This is a genomic window from Pseudaminobacter salicylatoxidans (assembly GCF_003148475.1).
Taxonomy (GTDB): Bacteria; Pseudomonadota; Alphaproteobacteria; order Rhizobiales; family Rhizobiaceae; genus Pseudaminobacter; species Pseudaminobacter salicylatoxidans.
Genome location: NZ_QGGG01000005.1, coordinates 15,576 through 35,939, shown reverse-complemented (window position 1 = coordinate 35,939; position 20,364 = coordinate 15,576). Strand labels below are relative to the sequence as shown.

Annotated in this window: 19 protein-coding genes; 14 read left to right on the top strand and 5 right to left on the bottom strand. The window is 62.1% G+C overall.

From position 1 onward, the window contains the following. The first annotated feature begins 117 nt into the window (after nucleotides 1-117). From C7441_RS08435 to C7441_RS08415, 5 genes are all read left to right on the top strand, one after another. Nucleotides 118-945 carry an ABC transporter substrate-binding protein gene (locus C7441_RS08435; protein ID WP_109612491.1) on the top strand — a complete coding sequence of 276 codons (828 nt, stop codon included), beginning with the start codon at nucleotides 118-120 and terminating at the stop codon, nucleotides 943-945. 77 nt (nucleotides 946-1,022) lie between these two features. Continuing rightward, nucleotides 1,023-1,766 (top strand): amino acid ABC transporter permease, encoded by a 744-nt coding sequence (locus tag C7441_RS08430; RefSeq protein WP_109612490.1) that lies wholly within the window; start codon nucleotides 1,023-1,025, stop codon nucleotides 1,764-1,766. Nucleotides 1,767-1,793: 27 nt separating this feature from the next. Continuing rightward, a complete protein-coding gene (locus C7441_RS08425; protein WP_019171608.1) occupies nucleotides 1,794-2,528 on the top strand; it encodes an amino acid ABC transporter ATP-binding protein in 735 nt (244 codons plus the stop codon). A gap of 33 nt (nucleotides 2,529-2,561) precedes the next feature. After that, the gene (locus tag C7441_RS08420; protein ID WP_109612489.1) at nucleotides 2,562-4,220 is read left to right on the top strand and encodes a 5-guanidino-2-oxopentanoate decarboxylase; all 1,659 of its coding nucleotides are present in this window, start codon (nucleotides 2,562-2,564) and stop codon (nucleotides 4,218-4,220) included. Nucleotides 4,221-4,332: 112 nt separating this feature from the next. Then, nucleotides 4,333-5,337: an arginase family protein gene (locus C7441_RS08415; protein WP_109612488.1), complete on the top strand. Its 1,005-nt coding sequence runs from the start codon at nucleotides 4,333-4,335 to the stop codon at nucleotides 5,335-5,337. Nucleotides 5,338-5,385: 48 nt separating this feature from the next. On the opposite strand, the gene C7441_RS08410 is transcribed toward C7441_RS08415, so the two are convergent. After that, the gene (locus C7441_RS08410; RefSeq protein WP_109612487.1) at nucleotides 5,386-5,817 is read right to left on the bottom strand and encodes a MarR family winged helix-turn-helix transcriptional regulator; all 432 of its coding nucleotides are present in this window, start codon (nucleotides 5,815-5,817) and stop codon (nucleotides 5,386-5,388) included. Nucleotides 5,818-6,030: 213 nt separating this feature from the next. Here C7441_RS08410 and hmgA point away from each other — a divergent pair, with 213 nt between their 5' ends. Both hmgA and fahA read left to right on the top strand, forming a co-directional pair. After that, a complete protein-coding gene (hmgA, locus tag C7441_RS08405) occupies nucleotides 6,031-7,392 on the top strand; it encodes a homogentisate 1,2-dioxygenase (RefSeq protein ID WP_026060258.1) in 1,362 nt (453 codons plus the stop codon). 73 nt (nucleotides 7,393-7,465) lie between these two features. Then, nucleotides 7,466-8,710, top strand: a complete 1,245-nt coding sequence (gene fahA / locus C7441_RS08400; protein ID WP_109612486.1) for a fumarylacetoacetase — start codon at nucleotides 7,466-7,468, stop codon at nucleotides 8,708-8,710. A gap of 238 nt (nucleotides 8,711-8,948) precedes the next feature. On the opposite strand, the gene C7441_RS08395 is transcribed toward fahA, so the two are convergent. Further along, nucleotides 8,949-9,569, bottom strand: a complete 621-nt coding sequence (locus tag C7441_RS08395) for a glutathione S-transferase (protein WP_244916084.1) — start codon at nucleotides 9,567-9,569, stop codon at nucleotides 8,949-8,951. Then, on the bottom strand, nucleotides 9,566-10,327 hold the full coding sequence (locus C7441_RS08390) for a GntR family transcriptional regulator (protein WP_109612484.1): 762 nt from the start codon (nucleotides 10,325-10,327) through the stop codon (nucleotides 9,566-9,568). Before C7441_RS08390 ends, C7441_RS08395 begins: the two co-directional genes overlap by 4 nt. A 152-nt stretch (nucleotides 10,328-10,479) precedes the next feature. Between C7441_RS08390 and C7441_RS08385 the strand changes: the two genes are divergently transcribed. The 7 genes from C7441_RS08385 (at nucleotide 10,480) to C7441_RS08355 (ending at nucleotide 17,652) form a co-directional block, all read left to right on the top strand. Further along, nucleotides 10,480-11,238, top strand: a complete 759-nt coding sequence (locus C7441_RS08385; protein ID WP_109612693.1) for an SDR family NAD(P)-dependent oxidoreductase — start codon at nucleotides 10,480-10,482, stop codon at nucleotides 11,236-11,238. A 57-nt stretch (nucleotides 11,239-11,295) separates the two neighbouring features. After that, nucleotides 11,296-11,805, top strand: coding sequence for a TRAP transporter small permease subunit (locus C7441_RS08380; RefSeq protein WP_109612483.1), 510 nt, complete (start codon nucleotides 11,296-11,298; stop codon nucleotides 11,803-11,805). A 9-nt stretch (nucleotides 11,806-11,814) separates the two neighbouring features. Beyond that, a complete protein-coding gene (locus C7441_RS08375) occupies nucleotides 11,815-13,122 on the top strand; it encodes a TRAP transporter large permease (protein ID WP_019171599.1) in 1,308 nt (435 codons plus the stop codon). Between the two features lie 49 nt (nucleotides 13,123-13,171). Next, nucleotides 13,172-14,293: a C4-dicarboxylate TRAP transporter substrate-binding protein gene (locus C7441_RS08370; protein ID WP_170125051.1), complete on the top strand. Its 1,122-nt coding sequence runs from the start codon at nucleotides 13,172-13,174 to the stop codon at nucleotides 14,291-14,293. Nucleotides 14,294-14,418: 125 nt separating this feature from the next. Beyond that, entirely contained in the window at nucleotides 14,419-15,159 is a 741-nt protein-coding gene (locus tag C7441_RS08365) for an SDR family NAD(P)-dependent oxidoreductase (protein ID WP_109612482.1), read from the top strand. Nucleotides 15,160-15,170: 11 nt separating this feature from the next. Then, complete coding sequence (locus tag C7441_RS08360) at nucleotides 15,171-15,947, top strand: SDR family NAD(P)-dependent oxidoreductase (RefSeq protein WP_109612481.1); 777 nt, start codon at nucleotides 15,171-15,173, stop codon at nucleotides 15,945-15,947. 1 nt (nucleotide 15,948) lies between these two features. Then, nucleotides 15,949-17,652, top strand: a complete 1,704-nt coding sequence (locus C7441_RS08355) for an FAD-binding protein (RefSeq protein ID WP_109612480.1) — start codon at nucleotides 15,949-15,951, stop codon at nucleotides 17,650-17,652. 93 nt (nucleotides 17,653-17,745) lie between these two features. On the opposite strand, the gene amaB is transcribed toward C7441_RS08355, so the two are convergent. Then, complete coding sequence (amaB, locus tag C7441_RS08350; protein WP_109612479.1) at nucleotides 17,746-19,275, bottom strand: L-piperidine-6-carboxylate dehydrogenase; 1,530 nt, start codon at nucleotides 19,273-19,275, stop codon at nucleotides 17,746-17,748. A gap of 220 nt (nucleotides 19,276-19,495) precedes the next feature. Beyond that, nucleotides 19,496-20,284: an endonuclease/exonuclease/phosphatase family protein gene (locus C7441_RS08345; protein WP_019171592.1), complete on the bottom strand. Its 789-nt coding sequence runs from the start codon at nucleotides 20,282-20,284 to the stop codon at nucleotides 19,496-19,498. Between the last annotated feature and the right edge of the window lie 80 nt (nucleotides 20,285-20,364).

Here is a 20,364-nt window from a genome sequence, read left to right as displayed (position 1 = left end):
GCTTAGCTTAACAGATGTTCGCTTTAACAGAACTTTGTTGACTTATAACGAAAATAATGGGAACGGTTAGGTCAGCCCGAAACGGTCGGGCCGAAGGTTTTGCCAGGGAGGAAACCAGTGGCTTTCCGAAACAGAGTTTCACTTATTGCGCTTGCTGCATTCGCCGCGGCTGCATCCGCTGTCGTTCCGGCGGCTGCCGAAGATGTCAGGCCGAGCTTTGCCGGCAAGGGCGAGTTCGTCGTCTGCACCGACGCAACGTTCCCGCCGATGGAGTTCTTCGAGGCCGCCGGCGACCAGAAGCCGGTCGGTTATGACATTGATCTCGCCGAGGCGCTGGCAGCGCATTGGGGCTTGAAGTCGCGTTTGGTGGTGTCGGACTTCTCCGGCCTTCTGCCGGGTCTCGAATCGCAGCGCTGCGATGCCGTCATCAGCGGCATCCTCATCACGCCGGAGCGGACCAAGACCTATGATGCCACGCCCTATCTGGGCACTGCGCTGGTCGTTTTCACTTCGGCCAAGAGCGATCTGGCGATCAGCGATCCGGCCGGTCTCAGCGGCAAGGTGGTCGCCGTCCAGGCCGGCACACATTATGTCGAGGAACTGGAGAAGGTCAGCGCCGCGCTGAAGGCGGACGGCAAGGACGGAATCAGCATCCAGACCTATCCTAAGCAGACCGACGTGATCCAGCAGGTGCTTGTGGGGCGTGCCGCTGCCGCGGTCTCGCAGGATACCGAACTGGCCTATCGCGATCTCCAGCATCCGGGTCAGCTCAAGACCATCTATGCCTTCCCCGGACAGGACACGTTCGGCGTCTATCTGCGTCGCGTCGGCGATGACAAGCAGGCTGTTGCCGATGCGCTGTCCGCGCTCGCGCAGGATGGCACTTTGAAGTCCATTACCGAAAAATGGCGTCTGTCGCCCGAGGCGATCACCGCCGGCAAGTGAACCGCTGCTGCGGCGGCGCGTAACGCGCGTCGCCGCAGATAACGGTGTCGGTCCATAAAACAATCCAGGCTGTTGTCATGAGTTTCGACTTTTCCGCCTTCTGGGGCGCTCTCACGTCCGAGGCGTTCTTCAGGGGCGCCTGCATCACCATCATCCTGTCGCTGCTGTCGCATGGCGTCGGCATTCTGGTGTCGATCCCTGTGGCGGTCATCATCAACCGCGGTGGTGGCTTCCTGCCGGGCGCATTAAAAGGGATTGTTGGAATTCTGCGCGGCGCGCCGACATTGCTGCAACTGCTCTTCGTCTGGAACGCGCTGCCGCAATTCTTCCCGATCTTCCGCGAGCCATGGTTCACGCCCTTCCTGGCCGCATGGATCGCGCTCAGCCTCAACGAGGCCGCCTATCAGGTGGAGATCAATCGCGCGGCGCTGAAGGCTGTCGATCCGGGGCAGGAGGCTGCCGGCGAGGCGCTTGGCCTCAGTCGCTTCCAGATCTTCCGCTACATCACGCTTCCGCAGGCGATGCGCGTCGCCATACCGCCCACGGTCAATGAATTCATCACATTGTTGAAGATCACGTCGCTGGCGTCGGTGATCTCGCTGCAGGAGCTGATGAGCACGGCCTCGCGCGCGGTTTCGACCACCTTCCAGTTCTCGGAATATTATGCCGCCGCGCTAATCTACTACCTGATCATGGTTTATGCGCTGGTGTATGTGCAGGGCAAGCTCGAGCGCAAGTACAGCTGGGATCGCTCCAGGGCCGAGACCTCAAACGATCCGGGCGTCGTCCAGAGAGCCATGGCGCTGATGCGCCGCGCCTGATGCCGTTCCAGAAATAGGGATACCGCCATGAGCGAGATCATTCGGCTTGCCAATGTCGGCAAGAACTATGGGGATTTCCAGGTTCTCCAGAACATCAACCTGTCGATTGCCAAGGGCGAGAAGATTGTCATCTGCGGCCCGTCCGGTTCGGGGAAGTCGACGCTGATCCGGTGCATCAACCATCTGTCGCCGCATGATGTCGGCACCATTCACGTCAACAATGTCGAGCTCGACGGCAAGAACAGGAATGTCGGCGCCATACGCTGCGAGGTCGGCATGGTGTTCCAGAACTTCAACCTGTTCCCGCATCTTTCCGTTCTGGAAAACTGCCTGCTGGCGCCGATGAAGGTTCGGGGCAAGTCGCGTGCGGAGGCCGAGGAAACGGCGATCCGCCTGCTCGGACGTGTTCACATTGCAGAGCAGGCGCACAAGATGCCGAGCCAGCTTTCGGGCGGCCAGCAACAGCGCGTTGCAATCGCGCGGGCGCTGTGTATGGAGCCCGAGGTGATGCTGTTCGATGAACCGACTTCCGCGCTGGATCCGGAAATGGTGGGCGAGGTGCTGGACGTCATGGTGGAACTCGCGCGCGGCGGCATGACCATGCTGTGCGTGACGCATGAGATGGGTTTTGCCCGCAAGGTGGCAGATCGTGTCATCTTCATGGATGCCGGGCAGGTGGTCGAAATCGCGTCGCCTGACGAGTTCTTTGACGCGCCCAAGACCGAGCGGGCGCGCAACTTCCTCTCGCAGATCATGCACTGAGGCGCGAGCCGCCGAACAGTCCGGGACCAAGCCATGTCGACTTGCGCAGAAATCATCATCAGGCTGTTGGAGGCCTATGGCGTCGAGGTGATCTTCGGCATTCCCGGAGTGCACAATGTCGAACTCTATCGGGGGCTCGATGTTTCGCCCATCCGCCACGTCACGCCGCGCCACGAGCAGGGCGCGGGGTTCATGGCCGACGGCTATGCGCGCGCAACGGGCAAGGTCGGCGTCTGCTTCACCGTCACCGGGCCGGGCCTCACCAATATCCTCACCGCCATGGGGCAGGCCTATGCCGATTCCGTGCCGATGTTGGTGATTTCCACCGCCAACCCGATCGAGCAGCTGGGCGCGCCGGTGGGCGCGCTGCATGAGCTGCGCGCGCAGCGCAATCTTGCTGCGGAAGTTTCCGCCTTCAGCCAGACCGTGCTGCATCCCGGCCAGTTGCCCGAGGCATTGGCGCGGGCCATGGCGGTGTTCTCGAGCGCGCGGCCCCGGCCGGTCTATCTGGAAATCCCGGTAGATGTGCTCGCCGCGACCGTGGATGAGATGCCGGTCCGCACCTGCCCGCTGCCGGAGCGACCCGCACCGTCTCGTGCCTCGCTCGATGGTGCGGCGGAGCTTTTGGCGCAGGCCCGCAACCCGGTTGTCGTGCTTGGCGGGGGCGCGGTGTCGGCTGCCGCGGAAGCGCGGCAATTGATCGAGTTGCTGGATGCCCCGACGATCCTCACCGTCAATGGGCGGGGGCTGCTGGCGCCCGAGCATCCGCTGCTCGCGGGTGAGAATCTTGGCGCTGCGCCCATACGTCAGGCTTTTCACGATGCCGATGTGGTGTTGGCGATCGGAACCGAACTCGGCGAGACGGAGATGTATCCTCTGCCGGTCGAACTCACCGCATCCGGCAAGCTGATCCGCATCGACATCGATGCTGAACAGCTCACGCGCAAACCTTTTGCCGATGTATCTCTGCTGGGCGATGCTGCGGCCGCCCTTTCCGGTCTGGCCCTGCGGCTCAAGCGCCGCGCAGGAGGCGACGGCGTTGCGCGTGCCGCTGCCTTGCGCAAGGCCAACCAGGCCGCCTTGCCGGAAAGCATCGAGCCTTACCGCAACCTCATGGAAGCACTGGATGCGGCGTTGCCGGGTGCGGTCTATGTGGGGGATTCTGCGCAGACGGTCTATGCGGCGAACCAATTTTTCCGGCCGCGCCAGCCGCGCTCATTCTTCAATTCCAGCACGGGCTACGGCACGCTCGGCTATGGCCTGCCGGCTGCCATGGGCGCCAAGGTCGGCGTCGGAACCGCACGGCCGGTCGTGGCGCTGATGGGCGACGGCGGCATTCTGTTCACGATCGGAGAGCTTGCCAGCGCGGTCGAGGCGCAACTGCCCGTCATCGTGCTTCTGTGGAACAATGACGGCTATGGCGAAATCCGCAACTACATGATCGACAAGGGCATTGCGCCGCTCGGCGTTGATCTCGTCGTGCCCGATTTCATTACGATCGCGCGCGGTTTCGGCTGCTATGCAGAGCGTATCGGCAGTTTCGAGCAACTTGCCGCCGAACTGGCCGATGCCGGTAACCGCACTGTGCCGACGATTCTTGAGATCCGGCAGGACGCAGCATTCCTGACCGGGCAGCAGAACACCTGCACGGCAGAGTTCCCTGAAGCTGTTCTCATGCCCGCGGCTCCCTGAAGCAGCGGGCACGCAGCCATCAGACACCTATCGCCACCCATTCATCTGAATGGGTGAACGGAATTCTCATGCCCGTACGGGCCGCCGAAATAGCAAGAAGGAGCACGACGCGATGTCGGAATTCGATGTAGAAGCCGCCAAGAAGGAAGTGGAGCGCTGGTATTGGTGGGGCATCCCGACCTTCTTCCGCAGCCCCTGGCAGGAAGACCCGGCGCAGAGCGACATCGCATTGATCGGCGTGCCGCACTCCTCCGGCAACGGCTCGACCGAGCGTGATCAGCATCTGGGGCCGCGCGCGGTGCGTAACGTTTCGGCGCAGTATCGTCGAGGCCATGGCCGCTTCAATATGATCCCCTGGGATGTCTGCCGCATCAACGACGCAGGCGACGTGCCACTGCCGGAAGCCATGGTCAACGACATTTGCGTGGAGCATATCGAGGCCTTCGCCAAGCGCTTCGATCAGGCCGGCACACGTCTTGTCTCCATGGGAGGCGACCATGCCGTCACCGGCCCGCTGGTGAAGGCGGTGGCGGGCAAGCATTCCCGCCTGACCAGGGGTGAGAAGGTGGCGCTGGTGCATTTCGACTCCCACACCGACAGCTACAACCACCTGCCGCACTGGCTGGGCAATCGCCGTTCCGCCGCCCATTGGGCGAGCTATCTGGTCGAGGAAGGCCATGTCGATCCGCATCGCTCGACGCAGGTCGGAATCCGTCCGAATGTCGGCACGCCCGGCTCGCGCAACACCAGCGAGGAACTCGGCTACCGCATTATCGGCATGGATGAATATGAAGAGATCGGCCCCAGGGGCGTGATCGAGGCGCTGCGCCAGCGCATCGGCGATGCGCCGATCTACATTACCTTCGATCTGGATTCGCTCGATCCCGTCGATGCACCGGGCGTGTCGAATCTGGAGCCCGGCTATCCCGGCATCCGCATCGGCGATGCCGTGCGCATGTTGCAGGGGCTTCGCGGGTTGAACGTGGTCGGAGCCGACGTCGTCTGCCTCATGCCGACCAAGGACAATCCGAACAACATTACATCCATGAATGCCATGGTGGTGATGTTCGAATTGCTCTCGCTGATGGCTGATTACATCGCCGCCAACGGCAAGTAACATCCTGTCGCGCCGCGGTCCGAACGGGGCGCGGCGCTTCGCTTTCCGTCACTTCAGCTCTTTCATGATGCGCGCAAGCACACTCTGGAAGACGGCGGCATCTTCGCCGATGCCGTCGAGAAGCCGCGCCTGAAAATCCTGTGCAAGCGGAATCAGCCTGCTCATCAAATCCCTGCCGGCCGGGGTGAGCTCCAGTTCGACCAGGCGGCGGTCCTGGGCGCTGATCGTCTTGCGCAGCAATCCTTCCGCTTCCAGCCGGTCGCATGCGCGGCTGACCTTCGATTTGTCGAGATCGGTGCGCTGGTGGATTTCCCGCACGCTTACGGCTTGCGTGCTCATCAGATGCGCCATGATGCGCCATTCCGGCATGCTCAGTCCGGATTCGGCGGCATAGACGTCCGTCAGCGCGCGGCTCATGCGGCTGGCGACGACCGCAAGCTGGTAAGGCAAAAAATCATCGAGATCAAAATCTTCGGCCATCCTGCCTGCTTCCCCTCATTATTAAAAAACATCGTCTGGCGGCAATATACACGCTCACCTTCTGCCTGAATCTTCCTTTGCCAACAAGCACTTGCTCGAAATGCGCATATTCGGGTTCCGACCCGCTTGACATCGTTGCATTTGCAACGATATTGGGCGACATGAAGATCCAGCCGCCGAATTCCGTGCGGCCCAGCTTTCGGGAGGTGTGCAATGACGATTAGATCCCTGCCGCAAGGCATGATTTCCAGCAGCGAAACCATGGGCACGGCACCCGGCTATATGCCCGGTTTCGGCAATGATTTCGAGACGGAGGCGTTGCCGGGCGCGCTGCCCCAGGGCCAGAACAGCCCGCAGAAATGTGCCTATGGGCTCTACGCCGAACAGCTTTCTGGTACGGCCTTCACCGCGCCGCGCGGCAAGAACGAGCGCACCTGGTGCTATCGCATCCGGCCTTCGGTCAAGCATGTCGCGCGCTTCTCAAAAATCGACGTGCCGATGTGGAAATCCGCGCCGCATGTGCTGCCTGACGTCATCAGCCTTGGCCAGTATCGCTGGGATCCGGTGCCGCATAGCGACCAGCCGCTCACCTGGGTCACCGGCATGCACACGGTCACCACCGCAGGCGACGTCAACACGCAGGTGGGCATGGCCAGCCATATCTATCTGGTCACCGCCTCGATGCAGGACGAGTATTTCTATTCGGCCGACAGCGAACTGCTGGTGGTTCCACAGGAGGGGCGCCTGCGCTTTGCAACCGAACTTGGCGTCATCGATCTGGAGCCGAAGGAGATCGCCATTCTGCCGCGTGGTCTCGTCTATCGCGTCGAGGTTCTGGAAGGGCCGGCACGCGGCTTCGTTTGCGAGAATTACGGCCAGAAATTCGATCTGCCCAATCGCGGGCCGATCGGCGCCAACTGCCTTGCCAATCCGCGCGATTTCAAGACGCCGGTTGCGGCTTTCGAGGACCGCGCCGCCCGCTCGCGCGTCATCATCAAATGGTGCGGCCAGTTCCATGAGACCTTCATCGACCATTCGCCGCTCGACGTGGTGGCCTGGCATGGCAATTACGCACCGGTCAAATATGATCTGCGCACCTATTCGCCGGTCGGTGCGATCCTGTTTGATCATCCCGATCCGTCGATCTTCACGGTGCTGACGGCGCCATCAGGCGTCGAGGGCACCGCCAATATCGACTTCGTGCTGTTCCGCGAGCGCTGGATGGTGGCGGAACATTCCTTCCGTCCGCCCTGGTATCACAAGAACATTATGTCGGAGCTTATGGGGAATATCTATGGTGTCTACGACGCCAAGCCCAAGGGCTTTGTACCGGGCGGCATGAGCCTGCACAATATGATGCTGCCGCACGGCCCGGACCGCAACGCCTTCGAGGGTGCGTCCAACGCCGAGCTGAAGCCGGAAAAGCTCGACCAGACCATGTCCTTCATGTTCGAGACGCGCTTCCCCCAGCATCTCACCGAGTTCGCCGCAAACATAGCGCCGCTGCAAGACGACTATGTGGATTGCTGGGCGGATCTTGAAAAGAAATTCGACGGCACACCGTCGGTAAAGTGAACACGCCTGCAAATGGCGAACGGGCGGGGGGCGATGCCTCCGCCCGAATATTATTCATCGGGGATTTTTTTGCATGACACTTTCCAGAAGCTGGGTCGAAAGCGCCAACTCCGCCTCGGCCGACTTCCCGCTCAACAACCTGCCATGCGGCGTTTTTGCGCCGGGTGACGACGATCCGCGCTGCGGCGTGGCCATCGGCGACTTTATCGTCGATGTGCGGGCGCTGGAGGAGGCGGGGCTCATCCATGTTGCGGACGAGCCTGTGTTCAAGGTTCCGTTCTGGAACGAGTTCATGGAACTGGGGCCGGATGTCTGGAATCTCTTCCGCGAGCGTCTGACCGAATTGCTGCACGAGGACGCAGCCGAACGGGAACTGGTCGAGCCGCACCTTTATCCTGCCGGCGAAGCCGAGTTCTTCATGCCCTTCATCGTTTCCGGCTACACAGATTTCTACGCTGGCCGGCACCATGCCACGAATGTCGGCACAATGTTCCGAGGGGCCGAGAATGCGCTGCCGCCCAACTGGTTGCATATTCCGATCGGCTATAATGGCCGCGCTTCATCGGTGGTGGTGTCGGGCACGGAGGTTCGCCGTCCCCATGGGCAGCTCAAGGGGCCGAACGATGCCGCGCCGCGCTTCGCGCCTTGCGAACGCTTCGATTTCGAGCTGGAAATGGGCGCGGTGGTCGGAATGCCGTCCGAAGGCATGGTTTCGGTGGCGCAAGCCGACGAGATGATCTTCGGCTATGTGCTGCTCAACGACTGGTCGGCACGTGATATCCAGGCGTGGGAATACCAGCCGCTCGGGCCTTTCCAGGCCAAGGCGACGGCCACCACGATCAGCCCGTGGATCGTGATGCGCGCCGCCCTTGAGCCGTTCCGCACCCCGACCCCGCCGCGTGAAAAGGAGCTGCTGCCCTATCTCGCCGAGCCGGGGCCGATGCTCTACGACATCGGTCTTGAGATCGAGCTTGAGCCGGAAGGCAGGGCGGCAACGGTGATCAGCCGCACGAATTATTCGGAAATGTACTATTCGGCCGCGCAGCAGCTTTGCCACCACACCACATCGGGCTGCCCGATGGACGCCGGCGACCTGCTCGGTTCAGGCACGATTTCCGGTGCGGTCAAGGAATCGCGCGGCTCCATGCTGGAACTGAGCTGGGGCGGCAAGGAACCCCTGACGCTGGACAGCGGCGAGAGCCGGTCTTTCCTGCAGGACGGCGATACGGTTCGTTTCAGAGGGCATGCGCAGGGCGACGGCTATCGCATCGGCTTCGGCCCCTGTGAAGGCAAGGTGTTGCCGGCCAGGGCTTTGTAAGCGGATGTCCTGCTCCCGCCATTATCGTTGAACGATACAAAGAAGGCCCCGCTTCCGGGGCCTTCAGACTGCTGACAAACCTCCAGCCCGTCGAAATGCTGCGAGATTCACGGAACGTCTCGGATTCAGATCGAGAACAAACCAGAATCAAAAACCCCTCGATTTTGACTGCTGCCAAAAACCGAGGGGTTTGTAATCAATCTGAAGGCCCCGTTTCCGGGGCCTTCGTTTTTGTGGATCAGCCCTTCGGGAAAGTCTTTTCCATGGAGGGGCGCCCGGAGACTTCGGCAAACCATGCCGCCAGTTTCGGATGACTCAAGCGCCAGTCCTTGTCGCCGAACCGGAAGTCGAGATAACCGAGCGTACAGGCCGCGGCGATCGACCCGGCATGGAATTCGCCGACGATGTCATCGAACCAGCGGCTTTCCAGGTCGTCCAGGCCTGAATCGATCTTCTCCATCTGGCCGTTGTACCAGTCGTCCCACTGCAGTTCCGCGGGGCGCATCACCCGCTCGTAGCGGCACAGCAGGCAGGCGTCGAGGATGGAATCGGCGAGCGCTTCCAGCATCAGCACCTTGAAGCGGCGCTGGTCCTGCGGATAGACCGAAGCGCCGGACGATGCGAGGCTGTCGACATAAGCGCAGATGACGCGGCTGTCGAAAAGCGGCTGGTCGTTTTCCAGAAGCGCGCTCGGCACCTTGCCGGAAGGGTTATGGCGCACGATGGTCTGGTCACGCTTCACCGGGCCGGCGGCCGAAGGAAGCAGTTCGATGCGGTCTTCCACGCCGCGCTCGATTGCCGTCACCATGACCTTGCGCACATAAGGCGAGGCTGGGGAATGGAATAGTCTCAAGGTCACGATTGCTTTTTCCTCCGTGTTTTTGAGCGGGGTTTGGGGTCGATGTCGTCTACGTCGCCTACGGGGACGCGGATGAAATCTTCCGGGCTTCGCTTCAGGTGCTCGACCAGGTGGTCGGCGGCGAACGAGATGTGCTCGTACATGATGCCCGCCGCGCGATCGCCATCGCGCGCCGCCAGTTGAGTGGCTATGCGACGATGGTCGTCATGCGATCGCCTGATCACACCGTAGTCGTGCCACATGATCAGGCGGTCCGAGGCGAGCGGGACATTGTGCAACTGGTCGATGAAATTCTCGATCCATTTGTTGCCGGAGGCCTGCAGCACCGTGGTGTGGAAATCCACATTCATCTGGCGATAGGCCGGCAGTCGTTCCGTCTGCAACGTGCCGTCCTCAATCAGCCTGTCGCCTAGCGCAACCATCTCATGGAGACAGGCGATGTCGGCCTCGGAAATGCGCGGCGCGGCGAGCTTGCAGGCCAGCGCCTCCATTTCCGCACGCACGCGAAAGGCGGCCAGCACATCCACGAAGGAGAATTCGCGAACGCGAAACCCGCGATTGGCCTCATAGACGACAAGCCCGGACTGCGTCAGTGCGGTGAGCGCGGTGCGCAGAGGCGTGCGCGATACGCCGAGCATCTCGGCCAGCCTGTCCTGATGCAGCTTTTCTCCGGGGCGCAATTCTCCGCTCAGGATCACTTCACGCAAGCGCGCGAGCACCTGCTCGGAACTGGTGTGGGAGTTTTGCTCTTCCGCCATGGATGTTGCGCGCCCTGTTCCCCGGATGTTGAGCTGACTGGTCGCTCTTGCACATAATTTATCCAATAACATCTATATACAAAAAAATATGTTTACGAAAGCGCCATAATGTGTTCATTGTTTATGCAATGAACGTGGAGGAATTGCGTTTCATGAATGGTGTGTGTCTTGTCACGGGTGCGGCCGGCGGCATTGGTAGGGCAGTGGTGAAGCGTCTGGCGAGCGACGGATTCCGTGTTCTCGCAGCCGACCTGAAACTGGAGGCGGCCGAGGCATCGCTGGCCGATGTGGCGGGCGAGGGGCATCGCGCTATTGCTCTCGATGTATCGAATGAAGCCCAGGTGATAGCCGGCTTTGCCGAAGCTGAAAATCTCGGTGCACCGATCGACGCCGTGGTTGCGGCTGCCGGCATTTTGTTGTTTGCACCCGATGGCAATCGCCCGCTCATCACGGACATGGAATTGAAGGACTGGGATCTCACTCAGCGTGTCAACAGCACGGGTACGTTCCTGCTGCTGCGTGAATATCTGCGTGGCGCCAACAGGCGCGACATCGCTAATGGCAGGTTCATCGGTTTTGCATCGGTGGCGGCCCAGCTGGGCGGCTATCGCTCCAGTTCGGCTTACATCGCCTCGAAAAGCGCGGTTATGGGCCTCGTCAAGGCCGGTGCGCGCGAGGCGGCCCATCGCGGCGTGACGGTCAATGCGGTGGCACCCGGCCTGATCGACGCGCCGATGTTGCGGCAGTCGCTCTCGCCTGAAGATGACTGCGCCGTCACCGGCAACATTCCGCTTCAGCGGATCGGTACGTCGGAGGATGTGGCGGGAGCCGTGTCGTTCCTGATGGGGCCGGATGCGGCCTACATCACCGGCGCTGTCATCGACGTGAATGGCGGTTATCGGATGCAGTGATGCATCGAGCGGCTTGAGGCGGTTTTCGAACCGGCGCAGGCCTGGAAGGGAGGATCAATGGTCAGGCTCATCAGCTATCTGACGCAGGCTTTGGCATGGCTCGCCGGTTTTGCGATGCTCTTGATGATGTTTCACGTCATGGCGGACGTCATCGGCAAGTATCTTTTTCATGCGCCGGTGCCGAGCACGGCCGAGGTCGTGGCCAACTACTACATGATTGCCGGCGTTTTCCTGACGCTGGCATGGGTCGAAGCGACCAATTCGGCGATTGCCGTCGATCTGTTTTTCGAAATGGCATCCAAAAAGGTGCAGCATGTGATGCGGGTGTTCGCGCACCTGGTGACGCTGGCCTTCTATCTCGGTCTCGGGTGGTTTTCGTGGGACATCGCGGTTCGCGCCTGGCAGATTTCCGAAACCGTTGACGGCATCTGGCGCGTCGTCGTGTGGCCGGCAAAGTTCATGCTGCCCATCGGTCTGGCGCTCGCCGTCCTGGTTCTCCTGCTGAAAATCTTCTCCGGCGACCGTGTCAGGATCGTCGACTCTTCCGCCGCTGCCGAGCAGATCTGAGGTCGGATCATGGAACGTATTGAAATTGGCTTCATGGGCCTGTTCGCAGTGCTTGCGCTGATCGGCATCAGGGTGCCGATCGGGGCTGCAATGGGCGGCGTGGCATTCGTCGGCATTTGGGGCATGATGGGGTGGAGGCCTGCCGTTGGTATCGCGAAGGCGGTTCCTTTCCATCTGATCGGCGACTGGAATCTTTCCGCGATCCCGATGTTCCTACTGATGGGCTTCATCGCGGTCGAAGCGGGTCTGACCCGCGGCCTGTTCGGCGCGGCCCGCATCCTGCTCGCGCGTATTCCCGGCGGGCTTGCGTCCTCCACGGTTGTTGCAAGTGCGCTGTTCGCTTCTGCTTCCGGCTCTTCGGTTGCGACTGCCGCCGCCTTCTCGCGCATTGCGGTGCCCGAGATGCTGGACGCGAAATACAATCCGGGTCTGGCGACCGGCTCCGTTGCCGCGGCTGGAACGCTCGGCGCCCTCATTCCGCCCAGCGTGCTGATGATCGTCTTCGGCCTGCTCATGGATACGTCCATCAGCACCCTGTTCGTCGCTGGCATCGTGCCGGGCATCCTGACGGCCATCATGTTCATCCTGTTGATCACGGTGCGCTGTTATTTCAACCCGAACCTTGCTCCGGCCACGAAGGTGGACGTGACGCGGGAGGAAAAACGCGCACTCATCGCCGATGCGTGGCCTTTGCCCGTGCTCATCGCCGGCGTCATGGGCGGTATCTTCACCGGCGTTTTCACAGCAACCGAGGCCGGAGCCGCCGGCGCGTTTCTCGCCTTCATGATTGCGCTGGTGCGCGGTCGCCTGTCGTTCCCGATTGTCCGCAAGGCTCTGGTCGACACGGCTGCCGGCAGTTCTACGATCTTCATCATCGTACTGGGCGCTGCGCTGTTCGCCCGTTTCGTGGCGCTGGCTACCATTCCCACCTGGGTCATGGGCTTCTTCGATGGCTACAGCACGCTGACGGTCATACTGCTCGTGTGCCTTCTGTTCCTTGCGCTGGGGGCATTCCTGGAAAGCATCTCGATCATGCTCCTGACGCTGCCGGTGCTCGGTCCGCTGCTGCTGTCCCATGACGTCAACATGATCTGGTTCGGCGTCCTGACCATCAAGCTTCTGGAGCTCGGTCTGGTATCGCCGCCGGTGGGAATGAATGTGTTTGTCATCAAATCTTCCATGGGATCGCGGGTCTCGCTCGGGACGATCTTCAAGGGCGTATCGTGGTTCGTGCTGGCCGATCTGGTCACGCTCGGCCTCCTGATCGCGTTCCCATTCATCTCGCTCTGGCTGCCCAGCCTCATGGAAATGCGCTGAGCGCTAGGAAGCTTCACCAATTGAAACCTCATTCGACGGGAGAGAGACAATGAAAAGATTGCTTATGACTGCCGTGGCATCGGTGGCACTGACCAGCGGAATGGCTCAGGCCGAAACGTTCCAGGCAACGAACTGGATGACGCCGGCCCATATCCTCAACGAATTTCCCTATCAGAAGTTCGCTGCCGACGTGAAGGAAGCGTCGAAAGGCAGCGTGGATTTCGAAATCTATTCGAGCGGTTCGCTGGTTCCGGCACCCACCACCATGCAGGGCATCGGTGATGGCGTGGCGCAACTCGGCATCGTTTATCCGCCTTACAACCCATCAGAACTGCCGCTCAACAACGTCGTCAACGATCTGGTCTTCGTTTCCGATGATGACTTCGCGGCAGCCTTTGCCTGGACCGAACTTGGACTGACGAATGAAAAGGTCCGGGCCGAGTGGAACAAGAACGGCGGCGTCTTCGTCGGCGGATATGCGACCCCGGTCTACAACTTCGTCTGCATGAAAGAGATCACCGATCCCGCTTCGGCGGAAGGTTTGAAAATCCGCACGGCCGGGACCGCCCAGACAGCCTGGGTGCAGTCGCTGAAGGCCGTTCCGGTTTCGGTGCCGATCGCCGACGTCTATTCAGGCCTTGAGCGCGGCTCGCTCGACTGCACGATGACCGACCCGACCAACCTCGACAAGGGCAACAAGTTCTGGGAAGTGGCCAAGACCGTAAATCTGCTGCCGATGGGCGTGGTCGTCGGCGCGACCTATGTCTACAACAAGGATTTCTGGTCCGGCCTGTCCCCTGAAAACCGCCGCATCCTGCTTGATGAGACCGCGATCGGCCTCGCCCGTTCGCAGGTGGCCTACCATGTTGGCGTGGCAAACGCGCTCAAGGGGTCGGAAGAGCGCGGCCTGAAGATCACCGAGGCCAATCCCGACATGGTCGCGGCGCTGGACAAGTTCAAGACGAGCATGATCGCCGAACTGCCCAAGCGTTCGATGGCCGAGCGCAAGATCGAGGACCCGAGCGATGTCATTGCCAACTTCCTTGAACTGCAGAAGAAGTGGTCGGGACTGATGGCCGATGTCGATCGCACTGATCCCGATGCGGTGGCCAGGATCGTCAAGGAAAATCTCTATTCAAAGCTTGATGAAAACACGTTCGGCCTGAACTGAGATGCCGGGCGCGGGGGCTGTGGCTCCTGCGCCCGTTCCCCATGCCGGCAAAGCCGGCTTCTTTCCAGCAAAACCGAAATAGCAGTGAGCGACCGGCCATGCCAGTCGCCCGAGGAAATCTACGCATGTCCGAGCTTCAATCTCCCTCTGCAATCGTCACCGGCGCGGGCTCGGGGATCGGGCGGGCTATTGCGCACCGTCTGGCGTCCGAAGGGTATCTGGTGATCGTGGCCGACCGCGACGAGGCGCAAGCACAAGAGACTGCAAGGCAGATCACGCAAAGGGGTTTGGCGGCGCGTGTCGAGGTGCTCGACATCACCGATGAAGCCGCCACCCAGGCGATAATCGACAAGGCCGAAAACCTGGAGGTTCTGGTCAACAACGCGGGTATCTTCAACGTGATCGCGTTCGATGAACTGAAGGCCGACGATTTCCGACGCATGTACGAGGTGAACCTGGTCGCCATGTTCACGCTGTGCCAGCAGGCGGCCCGCAAGATGGCGGATGGTGCGCGCATCGTGAATCTGGCCTCGCGTGCGGCGCTCGGCGCGCGGCATTATGCGCATTACGTGTCGTCCAAGGCCGCTGTTGCCGGCTTCACCCGAGCGCTGGCGCTGGAACTTGCGCCGCGCCGGATCGCCGTCAATGCGATCGCGCCGGGCGTGATCGAAACGGAAATGCTGCGTGCCCGTTCGGACGCCGGCCTTGATGCATTGCGCGCGCAGCAGCCGACGGGTCTCCTTGGAAAGCCGGAGGACATTGCCCACGCGGCCGCTTTCTTCGCCAGCCCGCTGGCTGGCTTCATCACCGGGCAGGTTTTGTTGGTCGATGGCGGTCGCTCCGTTGGCGGCACGGCTGCGTTCTGAAGGAGAATGAAATGAATCTGACACCGGCCAATTTCGAAGGACTCACGGTTGTGGTGACCGGCGCGGGTCAGGGGATCGGTCTTGCCACGGCCGAGGCATTGCTCGCCGTAGGTGCAACGGTGGTGGCAGTGGATGTGTCGTCCGAGGGCGTGACGGCATTGGCCGGGCGCTACGAGGCCGTGGTGCCCCTGGCCGGTGACGTCACCGATGCGCGCCTCATTGATGCACTCGATCAGCTCTTCGACGCACGCGGCCTCACGCTCAACGTGCTGATCAACAATGCCGGCATCGCTCGGGGGAAATCCGCGCTCGACACGTCGGATGAGGAGTTCAGCGCCTATTTCGATGTCAATGTGCTCGGTCTGTTTCGCCTGTCCAGGTGGGCGGTCGGCCGCATGCGTCAGACCGGCGGTGGCGCGATCGTCAACACGGCTTCGATCTTCGCCGAGATCGGCGCGCAAAACAGCTCGGGTTATTCGGCCAGCAAGGCAGCCGTGGCGGGCCTGACGCGACAGATGGCGACCGACTATGGGCCTGAGGGAATCCGTGTCAACGCCGTGGCGCCCGGTCTTATCGAAACACCTCTGACCGCCGAGCGCATTCGCACAGAAACATGGCGCCGGGCGATTATGATTGACCAGTGCCCGCTTCGTCGCGTGGGCAAGCCCGAAGACATTGCGCGGGCGATCCGTTTCCTCGCCAGCGACGAGGCGAGCTTCATTTCCGGTCAGGTGCTGGCCGTCGATGGCGGTTGGGCGATGGGCCGCTACCCGCGCCCGGAGGCATGATATGACGATGGTTCCCGATCAATGCGATCTTCTCGTGGTCGGTTCCGGTGCCGCCGGCATGGCGGCCGCAATCACCGCCGCGCATTCTGGCCTGAAGCCTGTCATCATCGAGAAGTCATCCTATTTCGGCGGCTCCACCGCGGTTTCGGGCGGAGCTATCTGGATCCCCGACAATCCCATCATGCGGGCGGGCGGCATGAAGGACGACCGCGCGGAAGCCCGGCGCTACATCGAAGGCGAGACCGGAAACCGGTTCAATGCCGAGGTCGTCGATGCATTTCTGGAAAACGGCCCCGAAGCCATCGGCTTCTTCCATGACAACACCGCGCTGAAGTTCACCCACCGTCCCTATTCGCCGGACTATCATTCCGATCAGCCGGGCGCGGCAATGGGCGGCCGTGTCATCGATGCGGAAGATTACGACGGGTCCAGGCTGGGTGCCAATCTGGCCCGCCTGCGGCCGCCGATCGCCGATTTCACGCTGCTTGGCGGCATGATGCTCAACCGCTTCGACATCGGCCATTTTCTCAGGATGTCGCGGTCTTTCAATTCGGCCGTCTACGCCACCCGCGTGGTGATGCGCTATGCCAAGGACCGGCTGGTCCACGGTCGCACGACGCGTCTGGTTCTGGGCGCAGCCATTGCCGGCCGGCTTGCCGAGACGGTGTTTTCGCTGAAGATCCCTCTGCTTCTGGACACCGAACTGGTGGGGCTGGAGCAGGATGCTGAAGGCCGCATCACCGGAGCGCGGGTGAAGGGGCCGGGCGGCTTCAGGGATATCGCGGCTGCAAAGGGGGTTGTGCTGGCTTCCGGCGGTTTTCCGCACGATACGAAGCGCCGTGCGCGCAGCTTCCATCATGTCGCGAAAGGGCTTCCGCACTATTCCATGTCCCCGACGGCCGGAACCGGCGGCTCGATTGAAGCGGCCGAAGCCATCGGCGCGGAATTCGTGACCAGCAACAACAATGGCGGTTTCTGGACGCCGGTTTCGCTATTGCCCAATGCGGATGGGAGCAAGCGTCCTTTCCCGCATCTGTTCCTCGATCGGGCCAAGCCCGGCGTGATTGCCGTGGGACATGACGGAAAGCGCTTCACCAATGAGGCGCGCTCCTATCACGATTTCGTCCAGGGCCTCATTGGCAAGCTGGAATCGGAAAACAGGAAGTCCGCCTGGCTGGTGTGCGATCACCGCGCGCTGCGTCGCTATGGCCTGGGTGCGGTCCCGGCGTTTCCGGGTCGGGTCGGGCCATATCTCAAGTCTGGTTATCTGAAGCGGGGACGCAGCGTCGCTGAGTTGGCATCCGTCACGGGTATCGTTGCCGATCAGCTTGAAGCCACGATCCGCGCCTTCAATGCGGATGCCGCGCAGGGACATGATACGGCCTTCGGCAAGGGCTCGACCGCTTACCAGACCTACCTGGGCGACGCGGAGCAGAAGCCCAATGCGTGCCTGCGGCCGCTCGATAATCCGCCCTATTATGCGATCGAGATTTATCCGGGCGATATCGGGACCTCGATGGGCCTTGCGGTAAATGGCAGGGGTCAGGTTCGTGACGGGGAGGGCAATGTGATCGCGGGGCTCTATGCCTGCGGCAACGATATGAATTCCATCATGGCAGGCGCCTATCCGGGCGCCGGAATCACGCTGGGGCCGGCACTGACATTCGGCTATGTCGTGGGCAGGACTGCCGCCGGGGAAGCTTAAAACAAATTCGGGACCGACCCGTGATTTGGAGCGGTCCCGAAATTTTGATCGATGCAGACCGCCGCGAGTCTATGCTTCGCGGGGGCTTTCCGGTCAGTCGATATCGAAGGAGACGCCCTGGGCGAGCGGCAGGGCGTTGGAATAGTTGATGGTGTTGGTGGCGCGGCGCATATAGGCCTTCCAGGCGTCGGAGCCGCTCTCGCGGCCGCCGCCGGTCTCCTTCTCGCCGCCGAAGGCACCGCCGATCTCGGCACCCGAAGTGCCGATGTTGACATTGGCGATGCCGCAGTCGGAACCGTCGGCGCCGAGGAAGCGTTCGGCTTCTTGCAGGTCGCGCGTGAAGATCGACGACGACAGGCCGGCCCCCACCGCATTGTGCAGCGCCAGCACCGCGTCGAAGTCGGAATATCTCATGACATAGAGGATCGGCGCGAAGGTCTCTTCCGTCACCGGCGCGACCTGCGCGGGCATCTCGACGATCGCCGGGTGCACATACCAGGCATCCTGGTGGCCGCTGTCGAAGCGGGTGCCGCCGGTCACCGTGCCGCCATTGGCCCGGGCCTGTTCCAGCGCCTTTTGCATGTTGTCGAAGGCAGCCTTGTCGATCAGCGGCCCGACCAGCGCGCCGGTCTCCAGTGGATTGCCGACCGACACGCTCTCATAGGCCCGTTTCAGCCGCGGCACGATCTGGTCGTAGACGCTATCATGCACGAACAGGCGGCGCAGCGTCGTGCAGCGCTGGCCGGCGGTGCCCATGGCGCCGAAGGCGATCGCTCTCAGCGCCATGTCGAGATCGGCCGACGGGCAGACGATGCCGGCATTGTTGCCGCCCAGCTCCAGCACCGCGCGGGCGAAGCGTTTGGCCAGCCGCGGGCCGACCTCGCGGCCCATGCGCGTCGAGCCGGTGGCCGAGACCAGCGGCACCTTCGGATGATCGACCAGCACCTCGCCGACGGCGCGGTCGCCGATCAGCACGGTGAGCAGGCCGTCGGGCGCATCGGCACCGAAGCGCTTGACCGCGCGGGCAAAAATGGCGGCGCAGGCAAGCGCGGTCAGCGGCGTCTTCTCCGACGGCTTCCACACCACCGCATCGCCGCAGACCAGCGCCAGCGCGGCATTCCACGACCACACCGCGACCGGGAAGTTGAAGGCCGAGATGACGCCGACGACGCCGAGCGGGTGCCAGGTTTCCATCATGCGGTGGCCGGGACGCTCGGTGGCGATGGTGAGGCCGTAGAGCTGGCGCGACAGGCCGACGGCGAAGTCGCAGATGTCGATCATCTCCTGCACCTCGCCGAGCCCTTCGGAGGGGATCTTGCCGACCTCGATCGAGACCAGCCGGCCAAGCTCGGCCTTGGCGGCGCGCAGTTCCTCGCCCAGCAGCCGCACCAGCTCGCCGCGGCGCGGGCCAGGCACCAGCCGCCAGGCGCGGAAGGCGGCGTCGGCCTTGTCGATCGCGCTTGCCGCGGCCGCTGGCGAAACCTGCCTCAAAGCCGCGATCTGCTCGCGCGTCACAGGACTGTGAACCGAAAGCTCCCCGCCGGAAAGCGTGTTGCCCGCGACGCCAAGCTTGGCAAGCAGATCGGCCGTCTCTTTTGCAATGGGGGTAATTGCAATGGTCATGATGTTCCTTCCCTGATTCATGCTCCGGGTCTGGCGCGACCGGACCTTTCCGGTTCTTGCTGAATTGGGCGCGCTGTGCCTGGAGCTTCTGTCATCGCGGTTTCGCAGGACATTGGCGGAAAAGCAAGCCGCCTGCCTCAACGTGCTGCCTCAGCATATATGGTACGTAGCAGCTTGCGGTTGGAGGCGCTCGGGCGATATTTGCAGGCTGCGTCCGCCGTCAGGCGGCCTGTGTCTGTTCCTGCATGGCGTTCAGATTGATCCGGGCCTTGATGGGCAGGTGGTCGGAGGCGACCCTCGCCAGCGGCGTGTCGTGGATTTCAACGCTGGAAACCAGATGATGCGGATTGGCCAGCACCCGGTCGAGCGCCCACACCGGAAAGCGCGACGGAAAACTCGGCACCGAGGCGTGAAGCGGTCCGAACACGGGATGCAGGCCGAGCAGCGATGAGCGCCGGCCCAACCGCCATTCGTTGAGGTCGCCCATCAGGAGGGTTGGGCGGGTATCCTTGGCCTGGGCGGCCGAGAGCAGCGCTTCCACCTGCTGCGCGCGCGAGCGGCGCAAAAGGCCGAGATGAGCGGCGATGACGCGCAGCGGTCCGGCCGGCAGCGTCAGATCAACCATCAGCGCGCCACGCGGTTCCACTCCGGGCAAGGCGATCTGGTGCGTTGCTGTCACCTCGGCGTCGCGCGCCAGAACCACGTTGCCATGCCAGCCATGCCCCTTGCGCGGTACCGGCAGGCGAACGGCGGCAAGGCCGCTTTGTCTTTTCAGGGATTCGAGATCGAGAAGAGCCGCACGTTCGCCAAAGCGCTCGTCCGCCTCCTGAAGCGCGATCACATCGGCATTGATCTCGCGGATGACGGACAGGATACGTCCCGGATCAAACCTGCCGTCGGTGCCGACGCATTTATGGACATTGTAGGAGGCAATGAGCAGGCCTTCCCCGTGCGGTACGGCCGTCTCGGCGCGATAGGACTTGCGTTCCTGTCGAAGGGTGGAAACCATCAGTGGTCCGAATTTCCCCATTCTGTCGACAGTACGTTGTTTCGGCTGATGCATTGAACGGCTTTCTGCTGCGATCTGGC

Coding starts and splice junctions, on each gene's coding strand:
- C7441_RS08415 (WP_109612488.1), top strand. CDS start 4,333: ATGTCGGAATTCGATGTAGAAGCCGCCAAGAAGGAAGTGGAGCGCTGG.
- fahA (WP_109612486.1), top strand. CDS start 7,466: ATGACACTTTCCAGAAGCTGGGTCGAAAGCGCCAACTCCGCCTCGGCC.
- C7441_RS08390 (WP_109612484.1), bottom strand. CDS start 10,327: ATGGCGGAAGAGCAAAACTCCCACACCAGTTCCGAGCAGGTGCTCGCG.
- C7441_RS08365 (WP_109612482.1), top strand. CDS start 14,419: ATGTCCGAGCTTCAATCTCCCTCTGCAATCGTCACCGGCGCGGGCTCG.
- C7441_RS08360 (WP_109612481.1), top strand. CDS start 15,171: ATGAATCTGACACCGGCCAATTTCGAAGGACTCACGGTTGTGGTGACC.
- C7441_RS08345 (WP_019171592.1), bottom strand. CDS start 20,284: ATGGTTTCCACCCTTCGACAGGAACGCAAGTCCTATCGCGCCGAGACG.
- C7441_RS08375 (WP_019171599.1), top strand. CDS start 11,815: ATGGAACGTATTGAAATTGGCTTCATGGGCCTGTTCGCAGTGCTTGCG.
- C7441_RS08430 (WP_109612490.1), top strand. CDS start 1,023: ATGAGTTTCGACTTTTCCGCCTTCTGGGGCGCTCTCACGTCCGAGGCG.
- C7441_RS08355 (WP_109612480.1), top strand. CDS start 15,949: ATGACGATGGTTCCCGATCAATGCGATCTTCTCGTGGTCGGTTCCGGT.
- C7441_RS08380 (WP_109612483.1), top strand. CDS start 11,296: ATGGTCAGGCTCATCAGCTATCTGACGCAGGCTTTGGCATGGCTCGCC.
- C7441_RS08385 (WP_109612693.1), top strand. CDS start 10,480: ATGAATGGTGTGTGTCTTGTCACGGGTGCGGCCGGCGGCATTGGTAGG.
- C7441_RS08420 (WP_109612489.1), top strand. CDS start 2,562: ATGTCGACTTGCGCAGAAATCATCATCAGGCTGTTGGAGGCCTATGGC.
- C7441_RS08425 (WP_019171608.1), top strand. CDS start 1,794: ATGAGCGAGATCATTCGGCTTGCCAATGTCGGCAAGAACTATGGGGAT.
- hmgA (WP_026060258.1), top strand. CDS start 6,031: ATGACGATTAGATCCCTGCCGCAAGGCATGATTTCCAGCAGCGAAACC.
- C7441_RS08370 (WP_170125051.1), top strand. CDS start 13,172: ATGAAAAGATTGCTTATGACTGCCGTGGCATCGGTGGCACTGACCAGC.
- amaB (WP_109612479.1), bottom strand. CDS start 19,275: ATGACCATTGCAATTACCCCCATTGCAAAAGAGACGGCCGATCTGCTT.
- C7441_RS08410 (WP_109612487.1), bottom strand. CDS start 5,817: ATGGCCGAAGATTTTGATCTCGATGATTTTTTGCCTTACCAGCTTGCG.